This window comes from Blautia sp. AM23-13AC, assembly GCF_003435675.1.
GTDB lineage: Bacteria > Bacillota > Clostridia > Lachnospirales > Lachnospiraceae > Fusicatenibacter > Fusicatenibacter saccharivorans.
The window spans coordinates 26,197-51,994 of record NZ_QTUL01000002.1 but is presented as its reverse complement, the minus strand read 5'-3'; the positions used below and the strand labels follow the sequence as shown (position 1 = coordinate 51,994).

Here is a 25,798-nt window from a genome sequence, read left to right as displayed (position 1 = left end):
AAAACAGGAGGCAGGGATCATTGAGAAAGGATGAAAAGCGTTATGTATAAAATTCTGAAAATGGAAGGAAGAGCGAAGCGCGCCCATATGGAAACCGTGCACGGCAATATCGAAACGCCGGTATTCATGAATGTCGGAACTGCAGCAGCAATCAAGGGAGCTGTTTCCACCGAAGATCTCCAGCAGATCGGCACGCAGGTAGAACTTTCCAATACGTATCACCTCCATGTGCGCCCGGGAGATGAAGTCGTAAAGAAGATGGGCGGACTCCACAAATTCATGGTCTGGGACAAACCGATCCTGACCGATTCCGGCGGATTCCAGGTGTTTTCTCTGGCAGGCCTTCGGAAAATCAAGGAGGAGGGTGTCTATTTCCACTCGCACGTAGATGGAAGAAAGATCTTTATGGGACCGGAGGAGAGTATGCAGATCCAGTCCAACCTGGCTTCAACCATCGCGATGGCTTTCGACGAGTGCCCGTCGAGTGTGGCAGAGCGCCGTTATGTGCAGAATTCTGTCGACCGCACGGCGAGATGGCTGCAGCGATGCAAAAATAAGATGCAGGAGCTGAACCAGCGGGAAGACACGATCAACAAACATCAGCTTCTGTTCGGAATCAACCAGGGTGCGATTTATGAGGATATCCGCATTGACCATGCAAAACGGATTTCCGAGATGAATCTCGATGGCTATGCAGTCGGCGGTCTGGCAGTAGGAGAGAGCCACGAGGAGATGTACCATATTCTCGACGAAGTCGTTCCGTACCTGCCGAAAGACAAACCGACGTATCTGATGGGCGTTGGAACGCCGGCAAACATTCTGGAAGGCGTAGAGCGCGGCATCGATTTCTTCGACTGCGTATATCCGAGCCGGAACGGACGCCACGGCCACGTTTACACAAACCATGGAAAAATGAACCTGTTCAATCAGAAATACGAGCTGGATCCGCGTCCGATCGAGGAAGGCTGCCAGTGCCCGGCGTGCCGTCACTACAGCAGAGCCTACATCCGTCATCTGCTGAAAGCAAAAGAGATGCTCGGCATGCGGCTCTGTGTTCTGCACAACCTGTATTTCTATAACAATATGATGACAGAAATCCGGACCGCGCTGGACGAGGGCAATTTTGCTTCCTACAAACGGGCAAAACTCGCAGGATTTGAGGAATACGACAAAAAGTAATTGGGAAAGTATGAAATCTTTGGAAAATATCCGAAAAAGACTTGCCCATCGGTTCCGGATTGTGTATTATGATAGGTGTGTCTAAAGAACGGGATGTACTCTCGAATAACAGGAGGAAAGAAAATGTTTTTAGCAACAACAACAGCAGCAAACAGCGGTGTGATGAGCACTGGTATGTTAATTATGTGGCTGGTCATCATGTTCGGTATGATGTATTTCTTAATGATCCGCCCGCAGAAGAAAGAGCAGAAAAAACTGCAGGCAATGCTGAATGACCTCGCAGTCGGCGATGCAGTCATCACAACAAGCGGTTTCTACGGCGTAGTCATCGATATCACAGACGACGATGTCATCGTAGAGTTCGGAAACAACAAAAACTGCCGTATCCCGATGCGCAAAACAGCCATCACAGAGGTTGAAAAACCGGAGACAGCAGTCGTTGAAGAGAAAACAGAAAAGAAAAAATAATTTCACACGGCGAAAAGCCAGGAAAAACGCAGGTATTCAAAAAGAACGAATGCCTGCGTTTTTTTCGCCCCCGAAACTTCTTCGGCGGAACACGGCGAAAACGGGGAAAAATGCCGCGTATTTTTCTTTTAAATGGCAAAAAAGCAAAAAGATTATTGCGTTTCGTCCGATGCAAAGAAATTTCGTGTTGAAATTACCGGAAAAATGGCGTATAATTTAGAAATGCTATAGACGCAGAGAAAATAGAACGGTTTTTCAGCCGGAAGAAAAGAGGGAGAAAAATATGGAATACCGTATTGGATTAATTCACGGTGACGGAATCGGACCGGAAATTGTAAAGGAAGCAAAAAAAGTTCTGGACGCTGTCTGCGAGAAATATGGACATAAGTTTGAATATACCAACCTTCTGCTGGGCGGAGCCTCCATTGATGTGCACGGCGTGCCGCTGACAGATGAAACCATAGAAGAAGCAAAGAAATGCGACGCTGTCCTGATGGGCTCCATCGGAGGAGATGCAAAAACATCCCCATGGTACAAATTAAGCCCGGACAAGCGCCCGGAGGCAGGACTCTTAAAAATCCGGAAATCGTTAGGCCTGTTTGCAAACCTGCGTCCGGCTTACCTGTATCAGGAATTGAAAGATGCCTGCCCGTTAAAAGAAGAGATCATCGGCGAGGGCTTCGACATGCTGATTATGCGTGAACTGACCGGCGGCCTGTACTTTGGAGAGCGCAGCACTGTAGAAGAAAACGGCATCCGGAAAGCAACCGATACGCTGACCTACAGCGAGACCGAAATCCGCCGCATTGCAATCCGTGCATTCGACATCGCCATGAAGAGAAAGAAAAAAGTAACGAGCGTAGATAAAGCAAACGTTCTCGATTCCTCCCGTCTGTGGAGATCCGTGGTAGAGGATGTTGCAAAAGATTACCCGGAAGTTACCTTAGAGCATATGCTGGTCGACAACTGTGCGATGCAGATCGTCCACAATCCGTGCCAGTTTGACGTCGTTCTGACCGAGAACATGTTCGGAGATATTCTTTCCGATGAGGCAAGTATGGTAGCAGGCTCGATCGGAATGCTTTCTTCCGCCAGCCTGAAAGAGACAAAATTTGGTCTGTACGAGCCAAGCCACGGCTCTGCACCGGACATCGCAGGAAAGAACATCGCAAACCCGATTGCAACGGTTCTGTCCGCAGCCATGATGCTCCGCTATTCCCTGGATCTCGATCAGGAGGCAGAGGCAGTCGAAAATGCTGTACAGAAAATTTTAAAAGACGGATACCGGACCGTAGACATTATGTCTGAGGGATGTACCCAGGTATCTACATCCGAAATGGGAGATCTGCTGGTAAAAGCACTGGCATAAAACTGTAAGATAAGAAAAGAGGAAAAAATCATGAGAAGTGATGCTGTAAAAAAAGGAATCGCACAGGCACCACAGCGTTCTCTGATGCGTGCGCTGGGTCTGACCGAAGAAGAAATGAAAAAACCGCTCGTAGGAATCGTAAGCTCCTACAATGAGATTGTACCGGGCCACATGAACCTGGATAAAATTACAGAGGCTGTAAAAATGGGCGTTGCCATGGCAGGCGGAACACCAATCGTATTCCCGGCCATTGCAGTCTGTGACGGTATCGCCATGGGACACATCGGAATGAAATATTCCCTCGTTACCCGTGACCTGATCGCCGATTCCACCGAGTGTATGGCAATGGCACATCAGTTTGATGCCCTGGTATGTATCCCGAACTGTGATAAAAACGTACCTGGTCTTCTGATGGCAGCAGCAAGAGTCAATGTTCCGACCGTATTTGTCAGCGGCGGCCCGATGCTTGCCGGCCACGTAAAAGGCGAGAAGAGAAGTCTTTCGAGCATGTTCGAGGCAGTCGGCTCCTACGCTGCCGGAACCATGACAGAGGAAGACGTCTATGATTTCGAGTGCAATGCGTGCCCGACCTGCGGTTCCTGCTCCGGTATGTACACCGCAAACAGCATGAACTGCCTGACCGAGGTTCTCGGTATGGGCTTAAAAGGCAACGGAACGATTCCGGCGGTATACTCCGAGCGTCTGCGCCTGGCAAAGAGAGCCGGTATGCAGGTTATGGAGCTGTTAAAACAGGATATCCGTCCAAGAGACATCATGACAAAAGAAGCGTTCCTGAACGCTTTGACGGTTGATATGGCACTTGGATGCTCCACCAACAGTATGCTTCACCTTCCGGCGATTGCGCATGAGGCGGGCGTAGAACTGAATCCGGAAATGGCAAATGCCATCAGTGAGAAGACTCCGAACCTCTGTCATCTGGCTCCGGCAGGATACCACTATATCGAGGAGCTGAACGAGGCAGGCGGTGTTTATGCCGTTATGAATGAGCTGAACAAGCTGAATCTGCTGCACACAGAGTGTATGACAGTAACCGGAAAGACCGTAGGAGAGAACATCAAAGGATGTGTCAATAAAAATCCTGAGATCATCCGCCCGGTTGAGAATCCATACAGCAAGACAGGCGGTATCGCCGTTCTGAAAGGAAACCTGGCACCGGATACCGCAGTTGTCAAACGTTCTGCTGTTGTTCCGGAGATGCAGGTTCACGAAGGTCCGGCCAGAGTCTTCGACTGTGAGGAGGATGCCATCGAGGCAATCCGCGGCGGCAAGATCGTGGCAGGTGATGTTGTTGTGATCCGCTATGAGGGACCAAAGGGTGGTCCTGGTATGCGTGAAATGCTGAATCCGACTTCTGCCATTGCAGGTATGGGACTTGGTTCTTCCGTAGCCCTGATCACAGATGGCCGTTTTTCCGGCGCATCCCGCGGTGCATCCATCGGTCATGTCAGCCCGGAGGCAGCAGAAGGCGGTCCGATCGCGCTCGTTGAGGAAGGCGATCTCATCCGTATCAATATTCCGGAGCATAAGCTGGAAGTTGTCGTATCGGACGAAGAGCTGGCACGCAGAAAAGCTGCATGGACTCCGAGAGAGCCGAAAGTAACCACAGGTTATCTGAAACGCTACGCCAAGATGGTTTCCAGTGCAAATAAGGGAGCTATTCTGGAGTTCTAATTCAGAAAAACTATGAGAAACACGCTCTGCGAGTTTCTCATAGTTATCGCGGCAGTCGCCAAGGTCTCGTGCAAGCACGGACTTTGGCTCGTTGCCCGCGTAAATCATAAAATCATATCAGCCGTCCGAACGCGCTTTTTCTCGGATGGCTGATTTCATAAACAGATTTCATACACAAAGCGAAAAACATAAGGAAGGAATCATACAGACATGGAATTAACTGGATCACAGATTGTTATCGAGTGCCTGAAGGAGCAGGGTGTGGATACCGTGTTCGGCTATCCGGGCGGAACCATTTTAAATATCTATGATGAACTTTACCGTCATCCGGAAATCCACCATATCCTGACCTCACACGAACAGGGTGCTGCGCATGCGGCAGACGGATATGCGCGTGCTACCGGAAAAACAGGCGTCTGCATGGCTACAAGCGGCCCGGGCGCAACGAATCTTGTCACCGGAATTGCAACCGCCTACATGGATTCTACACCGATGGTAGCGATTACCTGCAACGTAGGAAAGGCACTGCTTGGAAAAGACAGCTTTCAGGAGATTGACATTGCGGGTGTCGCAATGCCGATCACAAAATACAGTGTGATTGTAAAAGATATCACCGTTCTTGCAGATACGCTGCGCCGTGCGTTTACGATCGCAAAGAGCGGAAGACCGGGCCCGGTTCTGGTCGATATTACAAAAGATGTCACAGCGGCAACGTATGAGTATGAGCCGAAGACTCCGGAAAAAATTGAACCGTTTACTGAGAGAATTACAGAAGAAGGCCTGGATCACGTCGTATCCCTGATTCAGGAGTCGAAACGCCCGTATATTTTCGTGGGCGGCGGCAGTATCATCTCCGGCTCGTCCGAGGAAGTGCGCGAACTGGCACACCGCATCCAGGCACCGGTCTGCGACACCCTGATGGGAAAAGGTGCGTTCCCGGGAACGGATGAGCTGTACACCGGCATGCTCGGTATGCACGGAACGAAAACATCGAACTACGGCGTGACAAAGTGCGATCTGCTGATCGTGCTCGGCGCAAGATTCTCCGACCGCGTCACCGGAAATGCCGCAAAATTTGCCAATAACGCAAAAATCGTTCAGATCGATGTGGATGCGGCAGAAATCAACAAGAATGTTGTTGTCGAGTCGAGCATCATCGGAGACGTCAAAGAGGTCTTAAAACGGCTGAATGCGAAGCTGGAGCCGATGCACCATGATGAGTGGATTGCAAAGATCAGGGAAATGAAAGAAAAATACCCGTTAAAGCATGAAGAGGGGCTTACCGGACCGTATGTGATCGAGGAGATCTATAAGGCAACGGACGGACAGGCAATTATCACAACGGATGTCGGCCAGCACCAGATGTGGGCGGCACAGTATTACCGCTATACGAAGCCGAGAACGCTTCTGACATCAGGCGGTCTTGGAACGATGGGCTTTGGTCTTGGAGCAGCGATGGGTGCAAAAATGGGACGCCCGGACAAGGTTGTCATCAACATCGCAGGAGACGGCTGCTTCCGTATGAACATGAACGAGCTGGCAACCCTTTCCAGACATAACATTCCGGTCATTGAGGTTGTTGTCAATAACCACGTGCTCGGTATGGTGCGCCAGTGGCAGACTCTGTTCTACGGAAAGCGGTATTCCAACACGGTTCTGCAGGATCAGGCAGACTTTGTGAAGGTTGCCGAGGCGCTCGGTGTAAAGGGAATCCGTGTGACAAAAAAAGAGGAGATGGGTCCGGCGATCCGTGCAGCAATCGAGAGCGGAAAACCGGCGCTGATCGATGTGTGGATTGACTGTGATGAGAAGGTATTCCCGATGGTTCCGGCCGGAGCACCGATCGAGGATGTTTTCGATGCGGAGGATCTGGCAAAAAAGGAGCAAGAAAAGGATTGACAGATTTCTGACAAAGGGGTATCATAGTTTCAACGTGGTAAAGCAATACCGTATTACCATATGAATTGCAGACTTGTAAGAAAAGATGTAAAGGAAATACATAAGATTACAATGGAAACCACCGGTATAGAAACGGTGGTTTCCAAGTAATATAAAGCAGTAAGAGAAACAGGAGGACAAAAAAATGAGCAGAGTCTATAATTTTTCCGCAGGACCGGCGGTTCTGCCAGAGGAAGTGTTGAAAGAAGCCCAGGAGGAAATGCTGGATTACCGTGGATGCGGCATGTCCGTCATGGAGATGAGCCACCGTTCCAAAGTATTCCAGAACATCATCGATGAGGCAGAAGCAGATCTTCGTGACCTGATGGGAATCCCGTCAAATTACAAAGTTCTGTTTCTTCAGGGCGGTGCCTCCCTGCAGTTTTCCATGATTCCGATGAACCTGATGAAAAACGGTGTCGCTGATTACATCGTAACGGGCCAGTGGGCAAAGAAAGCATACGCAGAAGCACAGAAATACGGAAAGGCAAACAAAATTGCCTCCTCTGAGGATAAAACATTTTCCTACATCCCGGACTGCAGCGATCTTCCGATCAGCCCGGATGCCGATTATGTTTATATCTGTGAAAACAACACCATTTACGGAACCAAATACAAAAAACTGCCGAATACCAAGGGCAAAACCCTGGTGGCAGATGTCTCCTCCTGTTTCCTCTCCGAACCTGTTAATGTCTCCGATTACGGCATCATCTACGGCGGTGTCCAGAAAAACATCGGACCTGCCGGAATGGTCATCTCCATTGTCCGTGACGATCTGATTACCGACAATGTCCTGCCGGGAGCACCGACCATGATGAAATTCAAAACGCATGCAGACGCAGGCTCTCTGTATAACACGCCGAACTGCTACTGCATCTACATGTGCGGCAAAGTGTTCAAATGGCTGAAGAAAATGGGCGGACTGGAAGTCATGAAACAGCGCAACGAAGAAAAAGCAAAACTGCTGTATGATTTCCTGGATCAGAGCAAGCTCTTCAAAGGAACCGTTGTACCGGAAGACCGTTCTCTAATGAACGTTCCGTTTATCACCGGAAATGCAGATCTGGATGCCAAATTCGTCAAAGAGTCCAAAGAAGCCGGACTTGAGAACCTGAAAGGTCACCGTACCGTCGGCGGTATGCGTGCAAGTATCTACAATGCAATGCCGAAAGAAGGTGTAGAAGCACTCGTAGCCTTCATGAAAAAGTTCGAGGAGGAAAATCTCTAATGTTTCAGTATCATTGCTTAAATCCGATTGCAGGCGTAGGCCTTGTAAATTTTAATGAAAACTATCAGCAGAGTGAAAGCCTGGAGGGAGCCGATGCGGTTCTCGTCAGAAGTGCAGCCATGCACGGTATGGAGCTGCCGAAAAGTCTTCTTGCCGTAGCAAGAGCAGGAGCCGGTGTCAACAACATTCCGCTTGCCGACTGCGCAGAGCAGGGTATCGTTGTATTCAACACACCGGGAGCCAATGCAAATGGCGTCAAAGAGCTGGTGCTTGCCGGCATGCTGCTTGCATCCCGCGATATCGCAGGCGGTATTGAGTGGGTGAAGAGCGACAAAGAAGACGGCGACATTGCAAAGACAGCAGAAAAACAGAAAAAGAAATTTGCCGGCTGTGAGATCAGCGGAAAGAAGCTCGGTATCATCGGACTTGGCGCGATCGGTCAGCTTGTAGCAAATGCAGCAACCCATCTTGGCATGGAAGTATACGGATACGATCCGTACATTTCTGTCGATGCGGCATGGAATCTGTCCCGTGACATCCATCACATCCAGAATGTAGAAGATATCTACCGTACCTGCGATTATATCACCATCCATGTTCCGCTGATGGACAGCACAAAAGGTATGATTAACAAGGCAGCGATCGATGAGATGAAAGACGGCGTGGTTCTTCTGAACTATGCAAGAGACCTCCTGGTTGATGAGGATGCTGTTCTGGAAGCATTAAAGGCCGGAAAAATGAAAAAATATGTGACTGACTTTGCAAACCCGAAGGTAGTCGGCGCAGAGGGAACCATCGTTACTCCGCATCTTGGAGCATCGACCAAAGAATCCGAAGATAACTGTGCTGTCATGGCGGTTAAAGAAATCCGTGATTTCCTGGAGAACGGAAACATCAAAAACTCCGTCAACTTCCCGAACTGTGATATGGGTGTATGCACAGGAGCAGGCCGTGTGACCATCTGCCATAAGAATATTCCTGGTATGCTGGGTGCATTTACCACCGTTATGGGTAACGCCGGTGTCAACATCAGCGACATGACAAACAAAGGTAAAGGCGATTACGCTTACACAATGATGGATCTGGAAAGCGAAGCAACAGAAGAGATCGTAAAAGCGCTGGAAGCAGTAGACGGCGTATTAAGGGTTCGTATTATTAAATAAAGAAACAGCCATCCGAAAGAAACAAAAAAGGCGGTATCCGGAAAATGGATGCCGTCTTTTTTTCGATGCCATGCATCCGAAGGAAGCCGCAAGCAGCAGGTGAAAAAGCATAAAAAAGAGAACTGCCGCATCAGAGCAGTTCTCTTTGGAAGAAGTTTAATAGAAAGTGCAGCCGCGTTTTCACAGGTAATATACTGGTCGGTTGTTGCTTTCAGCACATGAAATTCCCTGTTTCCTTCGTAGGAAATGAAGAAGAAAATCAGAGTTCCTCTTTCGTGCAGATCAGATCCGTTTCCAGACGGCTCCGCCGCGTACATCAGCAACTTCAATGCCCTGGGCTTTCAGGTCATCGCGGATTTTATCTGCTTCTGCAAAGTTTTTGGCTTTTTTTGCCTCATATCGTTTCAGAACGAGCGCATCAATTTCCGGATCTCCTTCACCGGTAATCTGATAGCCGGACGCGGTGGAAGCAGAAGTTGTCTTTGCAGCCTCCTTTCTCTTCGCATCTGCATGAGCGAGAAGGGAAAGACCGAGTACCTGATCGAAACTGTCGAGAAGCGCCAGCTTTGCAACATCATGCATGTCTGCTTTTAACACATCGTACAGCGTTGTGATGGCAAGCGAGGTGTTGAGGTCGGCATCGAGCGCTTTCTGGAATTTCTCTTTTAAAGCAGTCATAGAAGCTTCCTCGGCCGGTCCGTCTTTCGGGTCTAAAGCGGCGATGCGGGCGATCAGCTTGTCGTAGGCAATTTTGGCGTTGTCCAGGTTTTCCCAGGTGAAGACAAGCGCCTTACGGTAATGGGACTGGAGGCAGAAGAAACGGTAGACGAGAGGATCATAACCTTTTTCCTCAAGAAGAGAAACGGTTAAAAACTCACCTTTCGATTTCGACATCTTTCCAGTCGATGTATTCAGGTGATGCACATGGAACCACTGCGGGCACCAGGCGTGGCCAAGGTAGCTTTCGGACTGTGCGATCTCGTTTGTGTGGTGCGGGAATGCATTGTCTACGCCGCCGCAGTGCAGGTCAAGGTATTCGCCATTGTATTTCATGGAGATACCGGAGCACTCGATGTGCCATCCCGGATAACCGACGCCCCACGGGGAATCCCATTTCAAGGCCTGGTTCTCAAATTTGGATTTCGTAAACCAGAGAACGAAATCATTTTTGTTGCGTTTGTTTGTATCTTCCTCTACGCCCTCACGCACACCGACCGCGAGGTCATCCTCGTCGTGATCGTTGAATACGTAGTAGTGGTCGAGACGGCTGGTGTCAAAGTAAACATTTCCGCCGGCAAAGTAAGCGTAGCCGGTGTCCATCAGTTTTTCAATGATTTTGATATATTCGTCAATGCATCCCGTTGCCGGCTGTACGACATCCGGGCGCTTGATGTTCAGCTTTTTGCAATCCGCAAAGAATGCATCGGTGTAATACTGTGCGATTTCCATGACTGTTTTGTGCTCGCGCTTTGCACCTTTGACCATCTTGTCCTCGCCGGTGTCCGCATCGGAGCTTAAATGGCCGACATCGGTGATGTTCATGACACGGTTGACGTCGTAGCCTTCATAGCGGAGTGCCTTTTCCAGGACATCCTCCATAATATAACTGCGCAGGTTTCCGATGTGCGCAAAATGATAAACGGTAGGTCCGCAGGTGTACATTTCTACACGGCCCGGTGTGTGTGTCAGGAATTCAGCTTTTTTATGGGTTGCAGAATTATAAAGATACATAAAAGAAGTCTCCTTTTTTCTTTTCGTGCGGATACGGATGCAGAAGTGATGATACACAAGAAAGCAAAAAAGCGTCTGCTGTATCCGACAAGGATATCAGAGACGCCGCGTGCGGTGCCTGTTTTCCGTGTACTGCACTGGTTCCTTATTAAAATTAATATTAGCAGGATTTTTTTTTGCTGTCAATAGTCCGGAGACTGTCGAAGACAAAAAGTAAGAAAGTGTTACTGTTCACACGCTACTATCCCGCGAGGCGTTTTGGCATGAATATGCCAAAATCCCGAGACATACAGCGCGAATTTATGCGGTTAGCATAAATTCTGTGCATCGCGAAGCGTGTTACTGAGAACGGAGTGAACAGTAACAAGAAAGTGATTTCGGTGTGAGCGGTCTTCATGGAAGGCTTTGCTTTGTAAAAGAAGGAAACGAAAGTAAAAAACGAAAGTAAAAAACGAAAGTAAAAAACAGTATGACGCTCTTAAATAAGAAGAAATGTGATTTTCAGAAGTCTGTTTTTGCGTCCGGCAGGATTCTTTCCCGGAGCAAAATCTGAAACAAATACAAAAAGACAGTGCTGCAGAACGCAAATGGAAAGAAACAATTATTTGTGTAATCTTTTTTTATTCTAAAACCGAAGAATACAGGAAAATAGAAAAACAGCATCAGAACAATACCCAAAAAGAGGAAAATAGAGGATTTTGATGACTTTAAATGCAGTTTATACACTTTTCTCCTGCATCGGATATTGACAAACAGAGAGAGTTCTGGTTATAATGAACCCAGTTGTTTTTGGACAAACGGACAAATGTACGGGCATGAGGGATGAAGAAAACAAATCTTGTTGGACGCATCTCCTTTTTGTACTATTCGTTTTGATGTGGTAAAGTGCCAAAATGAAAAACGGTGGAATGGCGAAGCCGTTCCGGTAAATGTCCGGATGATGCAAAAACAACGCGAATCCATGAAAGGAGTTAGGAAGAAATTATGAAAAGAAAAATTGTAAGCGCATTACTTGTTATGAGTATGACTGCAAGCCTGGTTGCCTGTGGAAATTCCGGCAGCGGAAGTTCTGATCCGGCGGATGAGAGTGTAAGCGTAAGCAGCAGCGCATCTTCCGAAAGCAATGCAAGCGCATCTGCAAGCAGTGAGAGCGAAGCCGAGGCAGAGGAGTCCGAAATGCCGGAAGGATACGACGAGACCAGCACAGAGCTCTATAACGAGGCACTGGGCGATTTCAACGATGCACTTGCTACTGCAAAGGAAGCAGAAACGGTGGATGAGAGATATGCCCTGATGGCAGTTGCCGAGGGAAAACTGATGGAGTCCGCCATGATGTACCCGCTCACCTCAAGAGGTGGTACGTACGCGATGTACAGAATGGCTCCGCGCACCAAGGACTATACCCTTTGGGGAAGCGATAAGGACCGTTATCATCAGTATGTTGTAACAACTGACTTTATCAAGGCAGAAGATTACAACGAGATGAGAGCAAAATGGGATGAGCTTAAAGGAACAGGAACCTATGAGAGCTGGGTAAAAGAATATCTGGCAGGAAAAGGTTACACCTTAAAAGACAGCTTCTCCATGCCGTATGCGAGCGATCCGGTAACATGGGACGGACTTGCAACTTCCCGTGCGGCAGATACCGATGCGATCATCAATACCTATGACGGACTGATGGAGTACGATGTAGAGGGAACTCTGCAGCCGGCACTGGCAGAATCCTATGAAGTATCTGATGACGGACTGACCTATACCTTCCACCTTCGTAAAGATGTAAAATGGACCGATTCCCAGGGACGTGAAGTGGATACTGTAAAAGCAGATGACTTCGTGGCCGGAATGCAGCATATGTGTGATGCACAGGGCGGTCTGGAATACCTGGTACAGGGCGTGATCAAAAACGTATCCCAGTACATCAGCCGTGAAGTTACCGATTTCGACGAGGTTGGTGTAAAAGCTGTTGATGACTATACCGTAGAGTACACACTGGAAGAGCCATGCAGCTACTTCATGACCATGCTTGGCTACACCATCTTCATGCCGATGAGCAGAAGCTACTATCAGTCCCAGGGCGGTAAATTTGGTGCTGAGTACGATTCCTCCGCAGCAGATTATCAGTACGGAAAAGATTCCAACTCGATCGCATACTGCGGACCGTACCTGGTAACCAACGCTACAGCGAAAAATACCATCGTATTTAAACTGAGCGATTCTTACTGGAACAAAGACAACGTAAACATTAAAACCCTGACCTGGCTGTTCAATGACCAGTCTGATGTTACCAAAATGTACACAGATGCAAAAGCAGGTACCGTTGACTATGTAAACCTGAACACCTCCACTATGGAGACAGCAAAATCCGAAGGTCTGTACGACCAGTACGCAGTAGTTTCAGATACCGATGCTACTTCTTTCATGGCATTCTACAATATCAACCGTACTGCGACTGCAAATGCCAACGACGGAACAACAGCAAAGAGTACAAAGTCTGACGAAGAAATCCAGAGAACGAACAAAGCACTGCAGAACGTTCACTTCAGAAGAGCGATCAGCTTTGCAGCAGATCGTGGCGCTTACAATGCACAGCAGGTTGGCGAGGATCTGAAGTATACTTCCCTTAGAAATACCTTTACCCCGGGATATTTCGTAAGCCTGTCAAAAGACACTACCATTCAGATCAACGGAACCGACACAACCTTCCCGGCAGGCACCTACTATGGTGAAATCGTACAGAAACAGATCGACGCCGACGGCGTGAAGATCAAAGTATGGGATGCCGAAAACAAGACCAGCGATGGCTTTGATGGATGGTACAATCCGGAAAACGCAGTAGAAGAACTGAATACCGCAATCGAGGAGCTCGCAGAAGAGGGCATCACCATCGATGAGAGCAACCCGATCCAGATGGAATATCCATATCCGTCTGCAGTAGAAGTTTACACCAACAAAGCAAACTCCTACAAGAAATCAGTAGAGGCTGCCCTTGGCGGAAAAGTTGTGATCAATCTGGTTGATGCCGTAGACCTGGATGGATGGTACTATGCAGGATACTATGCAAACTATGGTTATGAAGCAAACTACGACGTATACGATGTCTCCGGATGGGGTCCGGACTTTGGTGATCCGTGCTCTTACCTGGATACCATGCTTCCGGACTACGAAGGATACATGACCAAATGTTTCGGTATCTTCTAATTTTGGAAAAGGTAAAATTGGAAAGATCAGAACAGTTGAAAGCCAATGAATAAACCGGCAGGGGGATGGGAACAAAAAAAGCCATTCCCCTGTCATATTGTGTTAAGGAATGAGAGAATATGACAAAATATCTTTTTAAGCGTTTGTTGCATGGCCTTGTTTCCGTAGTAATCGTTGTTGGATGCGTTATGACTATGATTTATTCTCTGATGGACCGAAATCTGATTTTCGCACAGGACGCCACCTATTCCCATCAGAGCAATAACCAGAAAAAGGTGTACAAATATCAGAAGTGGGAGACATACGGATATCTTGATTATGTAACCTATGCAGATTATTTGAACGCTCTCAAAGCAAAAGGCGAAATTGACGAGGATACGAGATCCAAAGCAGTAGCATTCGGAAGAACGAAAGACCAGGATTCAGAACTGGTATCTGAATATGTAAAAAAATTTACAGCTTATTATAAAGCAAAAGGTTACACCGTAAGAAGATACGATGCGATCATGATGGGTAAGAAAAAATATGCCAACGGCGGACAGCAGCAGCTGTTTGCATACAGGGATATTCCGCTTGCAACGCGTCTCGGAAAATATTTTTCCGGTTTGATTGACATCGACAGCATTCACGATGCTGCAAAGGTAGAAGGTAAGAGGGGGATTACATTTACCTTACACGATCCGGTATATGGGGGAAAGAAATTTTCACCGGCCATCATGGGAAATGGCACAACACACAAGTACTTGATGTACTTTGACTCAAAATTCCCATACTTCCATCAGAATATAATCACCATAAATTTAGGAAAGTCCTATTCCGTAAATGAGGGTGTGGATGTAGCACTGACCATGACCCGCGCGCAGGGATCCTACGTAAAATCGGAGATTACCTACCCAAGCGGTCTGGTGGAATACAGTGCAGACGATCTGCACAGCGCAACGTATATGAGCGAATCTCAGGATGCAAGCGCTGTTCATTCCGATCGGTTCACAGATGACTATACCAACGTGGATACAGTTAAGAGTGGTAAATCAAAAATCGGCTATTCCTTTGTAATCGGTATCATTGCCGTAATTCTTTCCTATCTCATCGCAGTGCCGCTTGGCATTCTGATGGCGAGAAAGAAAGACAAACTGGTTGACCAGCTTGGAACCATCTATATTGTATTCATTATAGCAGTACCTTCACTGGCCTATATTTTCCTGTTTAAGGCAATCGGAGGAAAAATGGGTCTGCCGACCACCTTTGACATGGATTCGAAGAGCAAGCTGATGTATATTCTGCCGATCGTTTCCCTGGCACTGCCGCAGGTGGCAAACCTGATGAAATGGCTGCGTCGATACATGATCGACCAGATGAACTCCGATTACGTAAAATTCGCAAGATCCGGTGGACTGACAGAGGGAGAAATCTTTACGAAACACATTTTGAAGAACGCAGCGATTCCGATCGTGCAGGGTGTTCCGGCGAGCGTACTGTTCGCACTGACCGGCGCCATCATCACCGAGCGTGTGTACGTAGTACCAGGTGCCGGTAATCTGCTGACCGAAGCAATCAGCAAATATGATAATGGTGTTATCGTAGGTGTTACACTGTTCTACGCAGTGCTCTCCGTGATTTCCATCATCCTGGGCGACGTTTTGATGTCCATGGTGGATCCGCGAATCTCATTCTCAACGAAAGACAGGTAGGGACTTATGAATTATGATTTAGATAAATTCGGTCTGTCTGAGGAAGAACTGTTTTCTCCTGTAGATAACAGCTCTCTGGAGTCTGAGAAAATTACGGCTCCGAGATATTCCTACTGGCATTCCGTGTTCCGCGTATTTTTTAAGAAAAAAATCAATATTGCCGTACTTTGCCTCCTGGGTGTGATTCTGCTGATGACGTATGTGTATCCGCTCTTTGTGGAGTACGACCGTTTCGCCAATCTGATGAACGGCGCGACAAAACATCTGTCTCCAGGCAAAGCATTGCAGCAGCTTGGATTCAATATTCACTGGATTTTAGGATCCGGTGCTTCCGGACAGTCGACATTTGACGCTGTCTGGTTTGGTTCCAGAATTTCAGTTTCCCTGGCGTTTATCTGTGCGCTCATCAACCTTTCGATTGGTGTGATTGTCGGATCTGTCTGGGGATTTTCGAAGAAGGTTGATGTCTTCATGATGGAGGTTTACAACATCATCGGAAATATTCCGTATGTACTTCTGATCTCCGTCCTGGTGCTTATTTTTTCTCCGAGCTTCTGGACCATGGTATTTGCACTGACCGTTACCGGATGGCTTGCCATCGCGTACTTTATCCGTACGCAGGTCGTTATCATCCGTGACAGAGAGTATAATCTGGCATCAAAATGTCTTGGAACTTCGATTTTCCGCATTGCGATGAAGAATATTCTCCCGTTTATGACATCTGTCATTGTTACTCTGGCGGCAACTGAGATTCCGTCCTACATCTCTTACGAGGTGTTCCTGGCTTACATCGGTATGGGACTTTCTGACATGTCTCTGGGAAGACTGATCTATGAGGCTGAGGGCGCCATGCTGACACCGGGATGGGGATTCGAATTCTGGAGTCCGGTTGTTGTCGCTTCAATCATCACCGTAGTATTATATGTAGTTGGACAGAACCTTGGAGATGCGTCCGACCCGAGAACACATATGTAGGAAGGAAAGCCGCATGGAAGATAAAAAAGTATTATTATCGATTAAGGACTTACAGGTAAAATTCCGTGTCCGCGGCCGTATCCTGACGGCAATCCGGGGCGTAACGCTGGATATTTACGAGAATGAGTCCATTGCTATCGTAGGAGAATCCGGTGCCGGTAAATCCGTATTCACGAAAGCGTTTGCGGGTATGCTGGACAGCAACGGTTTCATCGATCAGGGAGATATCATTTTCAATGATGACGAACTGAGTGATACGGTTGTTCCGCTGAATTCTTATGCGAAAAAGACCATCGCTTCTACCCTGGAAAAACTGAACGAGTATTCCAAACTGGAATATGGTTCAGAAGTATTTCTGAAAATGAAGGCGCTGGAGCAGGAAAAAGAAGAAAAAATGACGCTGAGCGAGGAAGAGCGCGAGAAAGCAGAGGCTGAAATCAAGGAACTTGTAATAAAGAGAACCGAACTTTTCAACTATAAGCAGACACTCGATACTTCCAAAGAAAAAGCGAAAGTCAAAGAGACATCCGCGGAGATTTCCAGACTGGATGGAGAGATTAAGGCTCTGCAGAAAGCAAAAGAGGAAAAAATCAAGGCTCACAAACAGGCTGCCATGAACGATACGGCATACAATCAGGCGTATGAGGCAAAAATGGCAGAGTACAAAAAAGAGTACGCCGGCCTGACAGCAAAAGAAATTACGGACGAGACGAGAAAGAGAAACGAGATTCTTGCCAAAGAGATCTATCTTTCTGTCGGACGTTATAAACTGCGTAAAAAGGTTCGCATGATCAAGAAGCTGCACGAGGCATTCAAAGCTGCGATGGAACGCGGTGTGGATCTGAATGACGAGCAGAAACGGAACAGCGTTTTCGACCAGGCAACTTTCCGTGTACGCTATCTGGATGAGACACCGGAGCGGCTTCATGGAACCTGTATCATTAACCTGGCAAAAATCCAGGATCCGAATGACTGGGGCCAGATCCGCGGTAAGAAAATTGCAACCGTATTCCAGGATCCGATGACTTCCCTGAACCCGATCATCACAATCGGAAAACAGATTACGTCTGTTATCATGAAGCATCAGAATGTCAGCGAGGTGGAAGCAAGAGCACAGGCGCTTGAGCTGATGGAAAAGGTTGGTATTCCGAACGCAGAGCAGCGTTTCGATGATTATCCGTTCCAGTATTCCGGCGGTATGAGACAGCGTATCGTTATTGCGATTGCACTTTCCTGCCGTCCGAAGATCCTCATCTGCGATGAGCCGACAACTGCGCTGGACGTTACGATTCAGGCACAGATCCTGAAGCTGATCAAGGATCTTCAGAAAGAGTACAACTACACCATCGTGTTTATTACCCACGACCTTGGTGTCGTAGCGAATATCGCAGACCGTGTTGCCGTTCTGTACGCAGGACAGATCATCGAGTTTGCGAACGTAGAAGAGCTGTTCTACGATCCGCGCCATCCGTACACCTGGGCGCTGCTTTCTTCCCTGCCGCAGCTTGCGGAGCGGAATACAAAGCTGTTTTCCATTACCGGTACGCCGCCGTCTCTGTACAATAAGATTATCGGAGACCCGTTTGCACCGCGTAACCAGTACTGTCTGAAGATTGATACTCTGGAGGAGCCGCCGATGTTCAAGGTAACGGATACCCACTATGCCAAGACATGGCTGCTGGATCCGAGAGCGCCGAAGACAGAAAAACCGGAAGCTATTCAGAATATTCACGAAAAACTGTTAAAAGCATATAACTTATAGGAGAGTTTGAAAGTGTCTACAAAGCAGGAAAGCAAGACCACTGTTTCGCATCTGCCGGAGCATGGTCCGATTGACGAAAATGGAAGAGAAATCTTACTGCAGGTAAAAAATGTAGATATCACTTTCGGCAAGGGCGATGACGCAGTCAAAGCGGTAAAAAATGCTTCTTTTGACATCTACAAGGGAGAGACCTTCTCCCTCGTAGGCGAGTCCGGTTCCGGAAAGACAACGATCGGCCGTGCGGTCATTCGTGTCAACCCGTGTTCCGCAGGAGAGATCCTGTATAAGGGCGTTAAAATTTCCGGTAAGATTCCGCATTCCCTGGACCGGGAGGTTATCCGAAACATTCAGATGGTATTCCAGGATCCGGCCGCATCGTTAAATGAGCGTGCGACGGTCGATTATATCGTATCCGAGGGTCTTTACAACTTCCATCTGTACGAGAACGAGGCAGACCGTGTGAAAAAGGTAGAGAACATGATCAACGAGGTTGGTCTTCTGCCAGAGCACCTGACCCGTTACCCACATGAGTTCTCCGGCGGACAGCGCCAGCGTATCGGTCTGGCCCGTGCCATGGTTATGGAGCCGGAGCTGGTTGTAGCCGATGAGCCGATCTCCGCACTGGACGTATCGATCCGTGCCCAGGTCCTCAATCTGCTGAAGAAATTCCAGAGAGAAAAACAGGTTACTTATCTGTTTATCGCCCATGACCTTTCCATCGTACGGTTCATTTCCGACCGTATCGGTGTTATCTACAAAGGAAATATCGTAGAGGTTGCGGACGCAGAGGAGCTGTTCAACTTCCCGCTGCATCCATACACCCATTCCCTGATCTCTGCGATCCCGATTCCGGATCCGCAGCTCGAGAAGAATAAGGTGCTGTACACCTATGACCCGTCCATTCACGATTATTCCGTGGACAAACCGGAATTCGTGGACATCGGACACAATCATTTTGTATATGGAAATAAAAAAGAGATCGAAGAGTATAAGGCACTCCGTGAGAAGGGAGAGCCGCTGCAGCCGATCACCATCCGAAAGCCTGGCGAGGAAGTAAAAGAGGAGAACCACGAGGTTCATCTTTCCAAGGCAGAAGATGAATTCCTGAAAACTCCGGTTCACGATACCGGAAGCGTCTGGTACAAAGTGCTGTCGTTCTTCTTCCCGATCATCGGTATCATCGCAGCGATGGTATACAAAAAGAAACAATACTATCACAACTACAAAGCATGCAAGCAGGGCGCGCTGTACGGATTTGCTGTACTTGCCGTGATTCTCCTGATCTTTATCATTGCATTGATTTTAGTTGCCCTATAGTGGACAGGAAAGAAAAAGTGGCCCGGAACCAGAAAAAAGGTTCCGGTGCCGCTTTTTTTGATTTACGCGAGCAACGAGCCAAAGTCCGTGCTTGCACGAGACCTTGGCGACTGCCGCGATAACTTGAGAAACTCGCGGAGCGTGTTTCTCATAGTTTACAGGAAACTTCGTTGAAATTTTCTGTAAATTAAAAAAGTTGTGGCTTCCGGAACGAAGTGCGAGATGAATTCCGTTCCGATTTTACTTGACGGGCGATGTGTTTTTTGGGACAATAAATCACAGCGGAAAAGGAAAATTAGAATGAAAGAGGAGCAAAAAAATGGGAAGAACAGTAAAAGATCCGAACAGACGGCTGCCAAAGCCGGTACAGAAGGTCTGGCTTTCCGAAAAAAATGTCGGACGGCGCATCCTGCTTGTAGTACTGCTTCTGGCGATTGGATCCGGTTTTCTGGTGTATGGTTTTATGAACTTTCTGCATGGAGATTCCGGCTGGCGTGAGATCAGTGTAAAGGCAGGCGCGGATTTGAACTGCGGTGAGGATTTTACCTTGAAATATAACGTTGGCGCAAGCGGGGTTTCTGCAGGCGGGGAGGCAAAGGCGCTTTCGCTGCTTTACACAGATGCGGCAGTGAAAGGCTACCGGCTTTTCAATATAGATGAGAGCTTTGAGGATGTGACAAACCTGTATGATATCAACCAGCATCCAAATGAAGTGCTGACGGTAGATCCGGTTTTATACGATGCACTGAAAAAAGTATCCGATGCCAATTGCCGGGAAATTTATCTGGGACCGCTGTATGCGTCCCTGGAAAATCTCTGCGCCAGCAATGATGATGCGGCTGCAGCGCAGTTTGATCCGAACCGGAACGATGCGGCAGCAGAAGAAACGGCAGCAGTTGCTGCCTTTACACAGAACCCGGATGATATTTCACTGGAGCTGTCAGGGGAAAACCAGGTCTGTCTGCATGTGTCAGACGCGTATCAGGCGTATGCCGCAGAGATGGGCTATACCGCATATCTCGACTTTTTCTGGATGAAAAATGCTTTTTTGATTGATTATCTGGCGGATACGATTCGTGGCGAGGGCTATCAGCTCGGCATTATTTCCAGTAAGGACGGTTTCGTGCGCTGTCTCGATGAGACGGGAGAAAAAGAGTACCGGTATCCGCTGTATCATCTTTCCGGGAACGAAATCCAGTCATACGGAACAATGACGTATGAAGGACCGAAAAGCATCGTGTTTTTCCACGCTTACCAGGCGGGCAGCCCGGATGCGTACCGCTATTACCAGTATCAGGACGGAACGATGCGCACGCCGTATCTTAGCGCGGCAGACGGAAAAGACCACACAGCAGCCTCCGAACTGATCGTCTATTCCGGTGAATATGGCTGTGCCAATACGCTGCTTGCAGCATTTTCTGATTATCAGGCCGAATCGCTTTCCAGGGAGTCCCTGGAAACACTGACTTCACAGAACATTTACAGTATCTGGTTTGAGAACGATGAGATGCAGACGACAGATGAAGATCTTGCCGTAATCGTAGGAAATGAATAAAAAACAAACCAGATTTGCATTGTACAATCGCAGTTAGGATGGTAGAATAAAAACAGAATTTGAAAAATCATTTCCACAATCTGCAAGCCCCACTTCGCGATCTGTTTTGACCTTATCCGGTTGCTGCAGACCGTTTGGGCTGAAAATGGGACTCGCAGCTCACGAAAAGCTTTTTTCAAACACGCTCTGGCATGAATGAGTGCTTTTTTATGCGATTTTGTATGGGGGAAGCAGCAGCGAGAGCACGTAAAATAAAAAAGGAGGGGTTATAATTTTGAAAATGGAAGAAAAATTATACGATTATATGGATTGGGCGGAAATAGAAGCCGTGGTCTATTCTGAGGAAAATCATCCAAGAGACATCTTGGGACCGCGCGTAACGGAGGATGGTATTTTGATTCAGGCGTTTTTCCCGGGTGCAACCCGTGCAGCCGTACATACGATCCGCGACGGAAAACAGACCGAGATGGTTTGCGAGGATGAGGCGGGATTTTTCGCTGTGCTGCTTCCGGGAAAGAAAATTCCGTCCTATACGCTGATCTACTGGGACGGCGACGGAAACCAGATGGAGCATTACGATCCGTATGCCTATCCGATGCAGTTCACCGAGCAGGAACAGAAACAGTTTGAAAACGGCATCTGCTATTCCATCTATGAGAAGCTGGGTGCACACCCGGTAAAGATCGATGGTATCAGTGGTGTTTACTTCGCTGTCTGGGCACCGAATGCGATCCGTGTCAGCGTTGTCGGGGATTTCAATAACTGGGACGGAAGAGCATATCAGATGAATCTTCTGGAGTCCGGGATCTATGAACTCTTTATCCCCGGTGTTCGCGCGGGCGACATCTATAAATATGAAATTAAGGCAAAGGGCGGTCTGACGTATCTGAAATCGGATCCATACGCGAATGCAGCACAGCTGCGTCCGAACAATGCGAGTGTTGTGGTTGATCTTGGAAAATATGCCTGGCAGGATGAGAACTGGATGAAGAAGCGTGGTGTCACACAGGGCGACAAAGCGCCGATTTCTGTTTATGAAGTGCATCTTGGCTCCTGGAAAAAACCGGACGATGGCCGTGAATTTTATAACTACCGTGAGATCGCTCCGATGCTGGCTTCTTACGTCAAAGAGCTCGGCTACACCCATGTAGAACTGATGCCAGTGATGGAGCATCCTCTTGACGAGTCCTGGGGGTATCAGGTAACGGGCTATTACGCACCGACAGCACGATACGGAACGCCGGATGACTTCCGCTATTTTATGGATACGATGCACCAGAACGACATTGGTGTTATTCTCGACTGGGTACCGGCACACTTCCCGCGCGATACCTTCGGACTTTCTGCGTTTGATGGAACGTGTCTGTACGAGCATTTTGACCCGAGACAGGGATCCCATCCACACTGGGGCACGCTGATTTACAATTACGGCAGACCGGAAGTAAAGAACTTCCTGATCGCCAATGCGCTTTTCTGGGCAAAAGAGTACCATGCCGACGGAATCCGTATGGATGCGGTTGCATCGATGCTGTATCTTGATTATGGCAAGCAGGACGGGGAGTGGGTCGCAAATATCTACGGCGGAAATGAGAACCTTGAGGCAATCGAATTTTTAAAACATCTGAACTCCATCTTCAAAAAAGAGTTCCCGGATGCGCTTCTTATCGCAGAGGAATCGACCGCATGGCCGAAGGTGACGGGAGAACTCGACGATGAAGGACTTGGCTTCGACTACAAGTGGAACATGGGCTGGATGAATGATTTTACGGAATATATGAAAAACGATCCGGTATACCGCGGGGCACATCACGATCAGCTGACTTTTTCTATGGTATATGCATACTCGGAGAAATTCATGCTGAGTCTGTCGCACGATGAAGTGGTTCACCTGAAAGGGTCTATGTATACCAAAATGCCGGGTACACCGGAGCAGAAAATGGCAAATCTTCGTCTGGCGTACGCTTATCAGATGGTGCATCCCGGAAAGAAGCTTCTGTTTATGGGACAGGAATTTGGACAGGAAAAAGAGTGGAATGAGAAACAGTCCCTGTCCTGGGAGCTTCTTGAGGACAAGGAACATCTGCAGTTAAAGAACTATATGGCAGCACTGCATGCGTTTTACAAGGCAAATCCGGCACTGTATCAGCTTGACGAAAAGCCGGAGGGCTTTGAGTGGATCAATGGCATGGAGTGGGAAAAGAATCTTCTGATCTTCCTTCGCAGAACAAGGAAGAAAGAAGATACGCTGCTTGTCGTATGCAACTTCTCGAATGTCGAGTACGATGATTTCCGCATTGGTGTGCCGTATCCAGGAAAGTACAAAGAGATGTTCAACAGCGATGCGGAAAGCTATGGCGGAACAGGCGTCGGAAATCCACGCGTGAAAATGTCGAAAAAAACAGAGTGCGACGAGCGGAAAAACTCGATTACCGTAAAACTCGCACCGCTTTCTGTTCAGGTATTTTCTTATACGAAGCCGGAGACGGGCGCTGCAAGCAATAAGAGCGCAAAGGCAAAAACTGCAGCGAAAGCGGCAGCAGAGAAGAAAACCGGAAAGAAGGGAAAACCGGCTGGAAAAACGGAAGAAGCAGTAAAAGCAGTAAAAGCAAAGAAAACAACAAAGACTGCCCAAAAAGCAGAGAAAAAGGTATCGGAAAAAACGGTGAAAACCGCAGAGAAAAAGCAGGGAACTACGACTGCGACAGAGAAGGTGGAGAAAGCCGTAAAGCAGGCGATCGACAGCAAACCGGTGAAAACGGTAGAGCAGACGGTGGACAAGCTGGTGAAAGCCGGAAAATCTGCAGCGGCAGAGGCAGCAAAAGCTGTGGAAAAATACCGCGCAGCCGCCGATCCGGAAAAGAAGCCGGCTACAAAGCCGGAAACAAAGCCGGAAACAAAATCAGAGGCAAAACCAGAGACAAAAACGAAAAAAAGCACAGGCATGAGTGAACTCGGCGAGGAGCTGCAGAGAAAATTCGAGACAGAGGAGAGATAACACATGGTGAATCTGACAGCGGCGGAACGCGTCTATGAATACTGGATCGACAAGGCCTCTTCGGCTGCCGATCTGGTGCTGAAGATCGTGTTTGCAGTAATTCTGTTTCTGGTTGCACGCAAACTGATCCTGTGGCTCTGTGGTCTGATCCGGAAAAACATGCGGCGTTTTCACACGGAGGAGGCGGTGGTCAGTTTCACCGTTTCCATGGTGAAATACAGTCTGAACACGCTGCTGGTGCTGACCATTATCGTTCAGCTCGGTATCGTATCCGAAGCGTCGATCGCAGCAGCTATCGCCTCCGCCGGCGTTGCCGTATCCCTGGCATTGCAGGGCGGTCTCTCGAACTTTGCAGGCGGGGTGATGATTCTGCTGCTGAAGCCATTTAAGGTCGGTGACTACATCATTTTTCCGGGCGAAGGTCAGGAGGGAACGGTTAAGAAGATTGAGATGTATTATACGACAATCAACAGCATCGACAACCGTACCATCATGATCCCGAACGCTAATCTGACGAACCACACCATCATCAACGTGACGGCGATGGACCGGAGAAAGCTGGAGATCAAAGTCGGCATTTCTTATGAGTCCGATATCAAAAAAGCGAAGGACATCCTGCGCCGCCTCGTTGAGGAGGAACCGCATTTTCAGTCGGAGGAACAGCAGTTTTTCGTAGATGAGCTGGGCGAGAGCGCGATTACGGTCGGTCTCCGCGCCTGGGTCGCAACGGAAAATTACTGGCCGGTCAAATGGAAAATGAATGAGCGCATCAAAGAAGAGTTTGACGCGGCGGGAATTTCCATCCCGTATAACCAGCTCGATGTCCACATCTGCCCGGAACCGGCGAACAAAAAAGCCGGAAAAGGCGATAAATAAAGGATATTTTGAAAATTAACCCTTGCAATTGCACGGAAAAGGTGCTATAGTAAAGTTGTTAATAAGTGACTGTTAAGGAGTGGACGATTTCGTCCACTCTTTCTTGTGTACAGGGAAATGAAAGAATTTTTCGAAAGTTTCCCTGAATCAAAAAGGTGGTGAGGATTTGAGCAGAAGAGAAGAATACGAACAGAAGGCAGAAGAACTGATCACTCCGATTGTAGAAGCCAATGGTTTTGAACTGGTGGATGTGGAGTATGTCAAAGAGGGCGGTACCTGGTACCTGCGTGCTTACATCGACAAAGAAGGCGGAATTACCGTGGATGACTGCGAAATCGTCAGCCGTGCATTTTCTGACCGGCTGGACGCAGAGGACTTTATCGATGACGCCTATATCATGGAGGTCAGCTCCCCGGGCCTTGGACGTCCGCTGAAAAAAGAGAAAGACTATAAGAGAAGCATGGGAAAAGAGCTGGAAATCCGGACATACCGTGCGATCGAGAGAAACCGGGAATTTTACGGAATACTCACCGCATATGATGATAACAGTGTGACCATTTTGGAGGAGGACGGAACAGAGCGCGTCTTCCAGAAAAGCGATATTGCATTGATCCGTTTAGCATTTGATTTCTAAACAGACGCAGATACAGGAGGAAAAGAG

Annotated in this window: 19 protein-coding genes; 17 read left to right on the top strand and 2 right to left on the bottom strand. The window is 48.1% G+C overall.

Annotated features, from left to right (window positions below):
- The first annotated feature begins 42 nt into the window (after nt 1-42).
- The 8 genes from tgt (at nt 43) to DW642_RS02685 (ending at nt 9,037) form a co-directional block, all read left to right on the top strand.
- Entirely contained in the window at nt 43-1,179 is a 1,137-nt protein-coding gene (tgt, locus tag DW642_RS02720; protein ID WP_117509419.1) for a tRNA guanosine(34) transglycosylase Tgt, read from the top strand.
- Nucleotides 1,180-1,302: 123 nt separating this feature from the next.
- Nucleotides 1,303-1,647: a preprotein translocase subunit YajC gene (gene yajC / locus DW642_RS02715; RefSeq protein WP_117509198.1), complete on the top strand. Its 345-nt coding sequence runs from the start codon at nt 1,303-1,305 to the stop codon at nt 1,645-1,647.
- Complete coding sequence (locus DW642_RS15955) at nt 1,619-1,867, top strand: hypothetical protein (protein WP_117509197.1); 249 nt, start codon at nt 1,619-1,621, stop codon at nt 1,865-1,867. The genes yajC and DW642_RS15955 overlap by 29 nt, the downstream gene beginning before the upstream one ends.
- A 63-nt stretch (nt 1,868-1,930) precedes the next feature.
- The gene (gene leuB / locus DW642_RS02705) at nt 1,931-3,016 is read left to right on the top strand and encodes a 3-isopropylmalate dehydrogenase (RefSeq protein ID WP_117509196.1); all 1,086 of its coding nucleotides are present in this window, start codon (nt 1,931-1,933) and stop codon (nt 3,014-3,016) included.
- Nucleotides 3,017-3,046: 30 nt separating this feature from the next.
- Nucleotides 3,047-4,708: a dihydroxy-acid dehydratase gene (ilvD, locus tag DW642_RS02700; RefSeq protein ID WP_055228625.1), complete on the top strand. Its 1,662-nt coding sequence runs from the start codon at nt 3,047-3,049 to the stop codon at nt 4,706-4,708.
- A gap of 210 nt (nt 4,709-4,918) precedes the next feature.
- Entirely contained in the window at nt 4,919-6,607 is a 1,689-nt protein-coding gene (ilvB, locus tag DW642_RS02695) for a biosynthetic-type acetolactate synthase large subunit (protein WP_117509195.1), read from the top strand.
- A 184-nt stretch (nt 6,608-6,791) separates the two neighbouring features.
- Nucleotides 6,792-7,874, top strand: a complete 1,083-nt coding sequence (gene serC / locus DW642_RS02690) for a 3-phosphoserine/phosphohydroxythreonine transaminase (protein ID WP_117509194.1) — start codon at nt 6,792-6,794, stop codon at nt 7,872-7,874.
- Entirely contained in the window at nt 7,874-9,037 is a 1,164-nt protein-coding gene (locus DW642_RS02685; RefSeq protein WP_117509193.1) for a phosphoglycerate dehydrogenase, read from the top strand. Before serC ends, DW642_RS02685 begins: the two co-directional genes overlap by 1 nt.
- Nucleotides 9,038-9,319: 282 nt before the next feature.
- On the opposite strand, the gene cysS is transcribed toward DW642_RS02685, so the two are convergent.
- The gene (gene cysS, locus DW642_RS02680) at nt 9,320-10,768 is read right to left on the bottom strand and encodes a cysteine--tRNA ligase (RefSeq protein ID WP_117509192.1); all 1,449 of its coding nucleotides are present in this window, start codon (nt 10,766-10,768) and stop codon (nt 9,320-9,322) included.
- A 984-nt stretch (nt 10,769-11,752) separates the two neighbouring features.
- On the opposite strand from cysS, the gene DW642_RS02675 reads away from it, so the two are divergent.
- From DW642_RS02675 to DW642_RS02650, 6 genes are all read left to right on the top strand, one after another.
- Nucleotides 11,753-13,966, top strand: a complete 2,214-nt coding sequence (locus DW642_RS02675) for an ABC transporter substrate-binding protein (RefSeq protein ID WP_117509191.1) — start codon at nt 11,753-11,755, stop codon at nt 13,964-13,966.
- Between the two features lie 119 nt (nt 13,967-14,085).
- The gene (locus tag DW642_RS02670; protein ID WP_117509190.1) at nt 14,086-15,657 is read left to right on the top strand and encodes an ABC transporter permease; all 1,572 of its coding nucleotides are present in this window, start codon (nt 14,086-14,088) and stop codon (nt 15,655-15,657) included.
- A 6-nt stretch (nt 15,658-15,663) separates the two neighbouring features.
- A complete protein-coding gene (locus DW642_RS02665; protein WP_055228618.1) occupies nt 15,664-16,632 on the top strand; it encodes an ABC transporter permease in 969 nt (322 codons plus the stop codon).
- Between the two features lie 13 nt (nt 16,633-16,645).
- Nucleotides 16,646-18,394, top strand: a complete 1,749-nt coding sequence (gene oppD, locus DW642_RS02660) for an oligopeptide ABC transporter ATP-binding protein OppD (RefSeq protein ID WP_117509189.1) — start codon at nt 16,646-16,648, stop codon at nt 18,392-18,394.
- 12 nt (nt 18,395-18,406) lie between these two features.
- Nucleotides 18,407-19,711: an ATP-binding cassette domain-containing protein gene (locus DW642_RS02655; RefSeq protein ID WP_270423095.1), complete on the top strand. Its 1,305-nt coding sequence runs from the start codon at nt 18,407-18,409 to the stop codon at nt 19,709-19,711.
- A gap of 319 nt (nt 19,712-20,030) precedes the next feature.
- Nucleotides 20,031-21,266, top strand: a complete 1,236-nt coding sequence (locus DW642_RS02650; RefSeq protein ID WP_117509188.1) for a hypothetical protein — start codon at nt 20,031-20,033, stop codon at nt 21,264-21,266.
- Here the strand turns inward: DW642_RS02650 and DW642_RS16740 are convergent.
- Nucleotides 21,191-21,445 carry a DUF6783 domain-containing protein gene (locus DW642_RS16740; RefSeq protein WP_416388104.1) on the bottom strand — a complete coding sequence of 85 codons (255 nt, stop codon included), beginning with the start codon at nt 21,443-21,445 and terminating at the stop codon, nt 21,191-21,193. The genes DW642_RS02650 and DW642_RS16740 overlap by 76 nt on opposite strands.
- Nucleotides 21,446-21,546: 101 nt before the next feature.
- On the opposite strand from DW642_RS16740, the gene glgB reads away from it, so the two are divergent.
- From glgB to rimP, 3 genes are all read left to right on the top strand, one after another.
- A complete protein-coding gene (glgB, locus tag DW642_RS02645) occupies nt 21,547-24,261 on the top strand; it encodes a 1,4-alpha-glucan branching protein GlgB (RefSeq protein WP_117509417.1) in 2,715 nt (904 codons plus the stop codon).
- Between the two features lie 3 nt (nt 24,262-24,264).
- A complete protein-coding gene (locus DW642_RS02640; RefSeq protein WP_055265441.1) occupies nt 24,265-25,137 on the top strand; it encodes a mechanosensitive ion channel family protein in 873 nt (290 codons plus the stop codon).
- Nucleotides 25,138-25,303: 166 nt separating this feature from the next.
- Nucleotides 25,304-25,771 carry a ribosome maturation factor RimP gene (gene rimP, locus DW642_RS02635; RefSeq protein WP_022462927.1) on the top strand — a complete coding sequence of 156 codons (468 nt, stop codon included), beginning with the start codon at nt 25,304-25,306 and terminating at the stop codon, nt 25,769-25,771.
- The last annotated feature ends 27 nt before the right edge of the window (nt 25,772-25,798 follow it).

Excerpts from the sequence above, each read along its gene's own strand:
- DW642_RS02640 (WP_055265441.1), top strand. The coding sequence starts at position 24,265 with ATGGTGAATCTGACAGCGGCGGAACGCGTCTATGAATACTGGATCGAC.
- cysS (WP_117509192.1), bottom strand. The coding sequence starts at position 10,768 with ATGTATCTTTATAATTCTGCAACCCATAAAAAAGCTGAATTCCTGACA.
- DW642_RS02670 (WP_117509190.1), top strand. The coding sequence starts at position 14,086 with ATGACAAAATATCTTTTTAAGCGTTTGTTGCATGGCCTTGTTTCCGTA.
- DW642_RS02665 (WP_055228618.1), top strand. The coding sequence starts at position 15,664 with ATGAATTATGATTTAGATAAATTCGGTCTGTCTGAGGAAGAACTGTTT.
- DW642_RS02675 (WP_117509191.1), top strand. The coding sequence starts at position 11,753 with ATGAAAAGAAAAATTGTAAGCGCATTACTTGTTATGAGTATGACTGCA.
- leuB (WP_117509196.1), top strand. The coding sequence starts at position 1,931 with ATGGAATACCGTATTGGATTAATTCACGGTGACGGAATCGGACCGGAA.
- DW642_RS02650 (WP_117509188.1), top strand. The coding sequence starts at position 20,031 with ATGGGAAGAACAGTAAAAGATCCGAACAGACGGCTGCCAAAGCCGGTA.
- glgB (WP_117509417.1), top strand. The coding sequence starts at position 21,547 with ATGGAAGAAAAATTATACGATTATATGGATTGGGCGGAAATAGAAGCC.
- tgt (WP_117509419.1), top strand. The coding sequence starts at position 43 with ATGTATAAAATTCTGAAAATGGAAGGAAGAGCGAAGCGCGCCCATATG.
- ilvB (WP_117509195.1), top strand. The coding sequence starts at position 4,919 with ATGGAATTAACTGGATCACAGATTGTTATCGAGTGCCTGAAGGAGCAG.
- serC (WP_117509194.1), top strand. The coding sequence starts at position 6,792 with ATGAGCAGAGTCTATAATTTTTCCGCAGGACCGGCGGTTCTGCCAGAG.
- DW642_RS02685 (WP_117509193.1), top strand. The coding sequence starts at position 7,874 with ATGTTTCAGTATCATTGCTTAAATCCGATTGCAGGCGTAGGCCTTGTA.
- ilvD (WP_055228625.1), top strand. The coding sequence starts at position 3,047 with ATGAGAAGTGATGCTGTAAAAAAAGGAATCGCACAGGCACCACAGCGT.
- oppD (WP_117509189.1), top strand. The coding sequence starts at position 16,646 with ATGGAAGATAAAAAAGTATTATTATCGATTAAGGACTTACAGGTAAAA.
- yajC (WP_117509198.1), top strand. The coding sequence starts at position 1,303 with ATGTTTTTAGCAACAACAACAGCAGCAAACAGCGGTGTGATGAGCACT.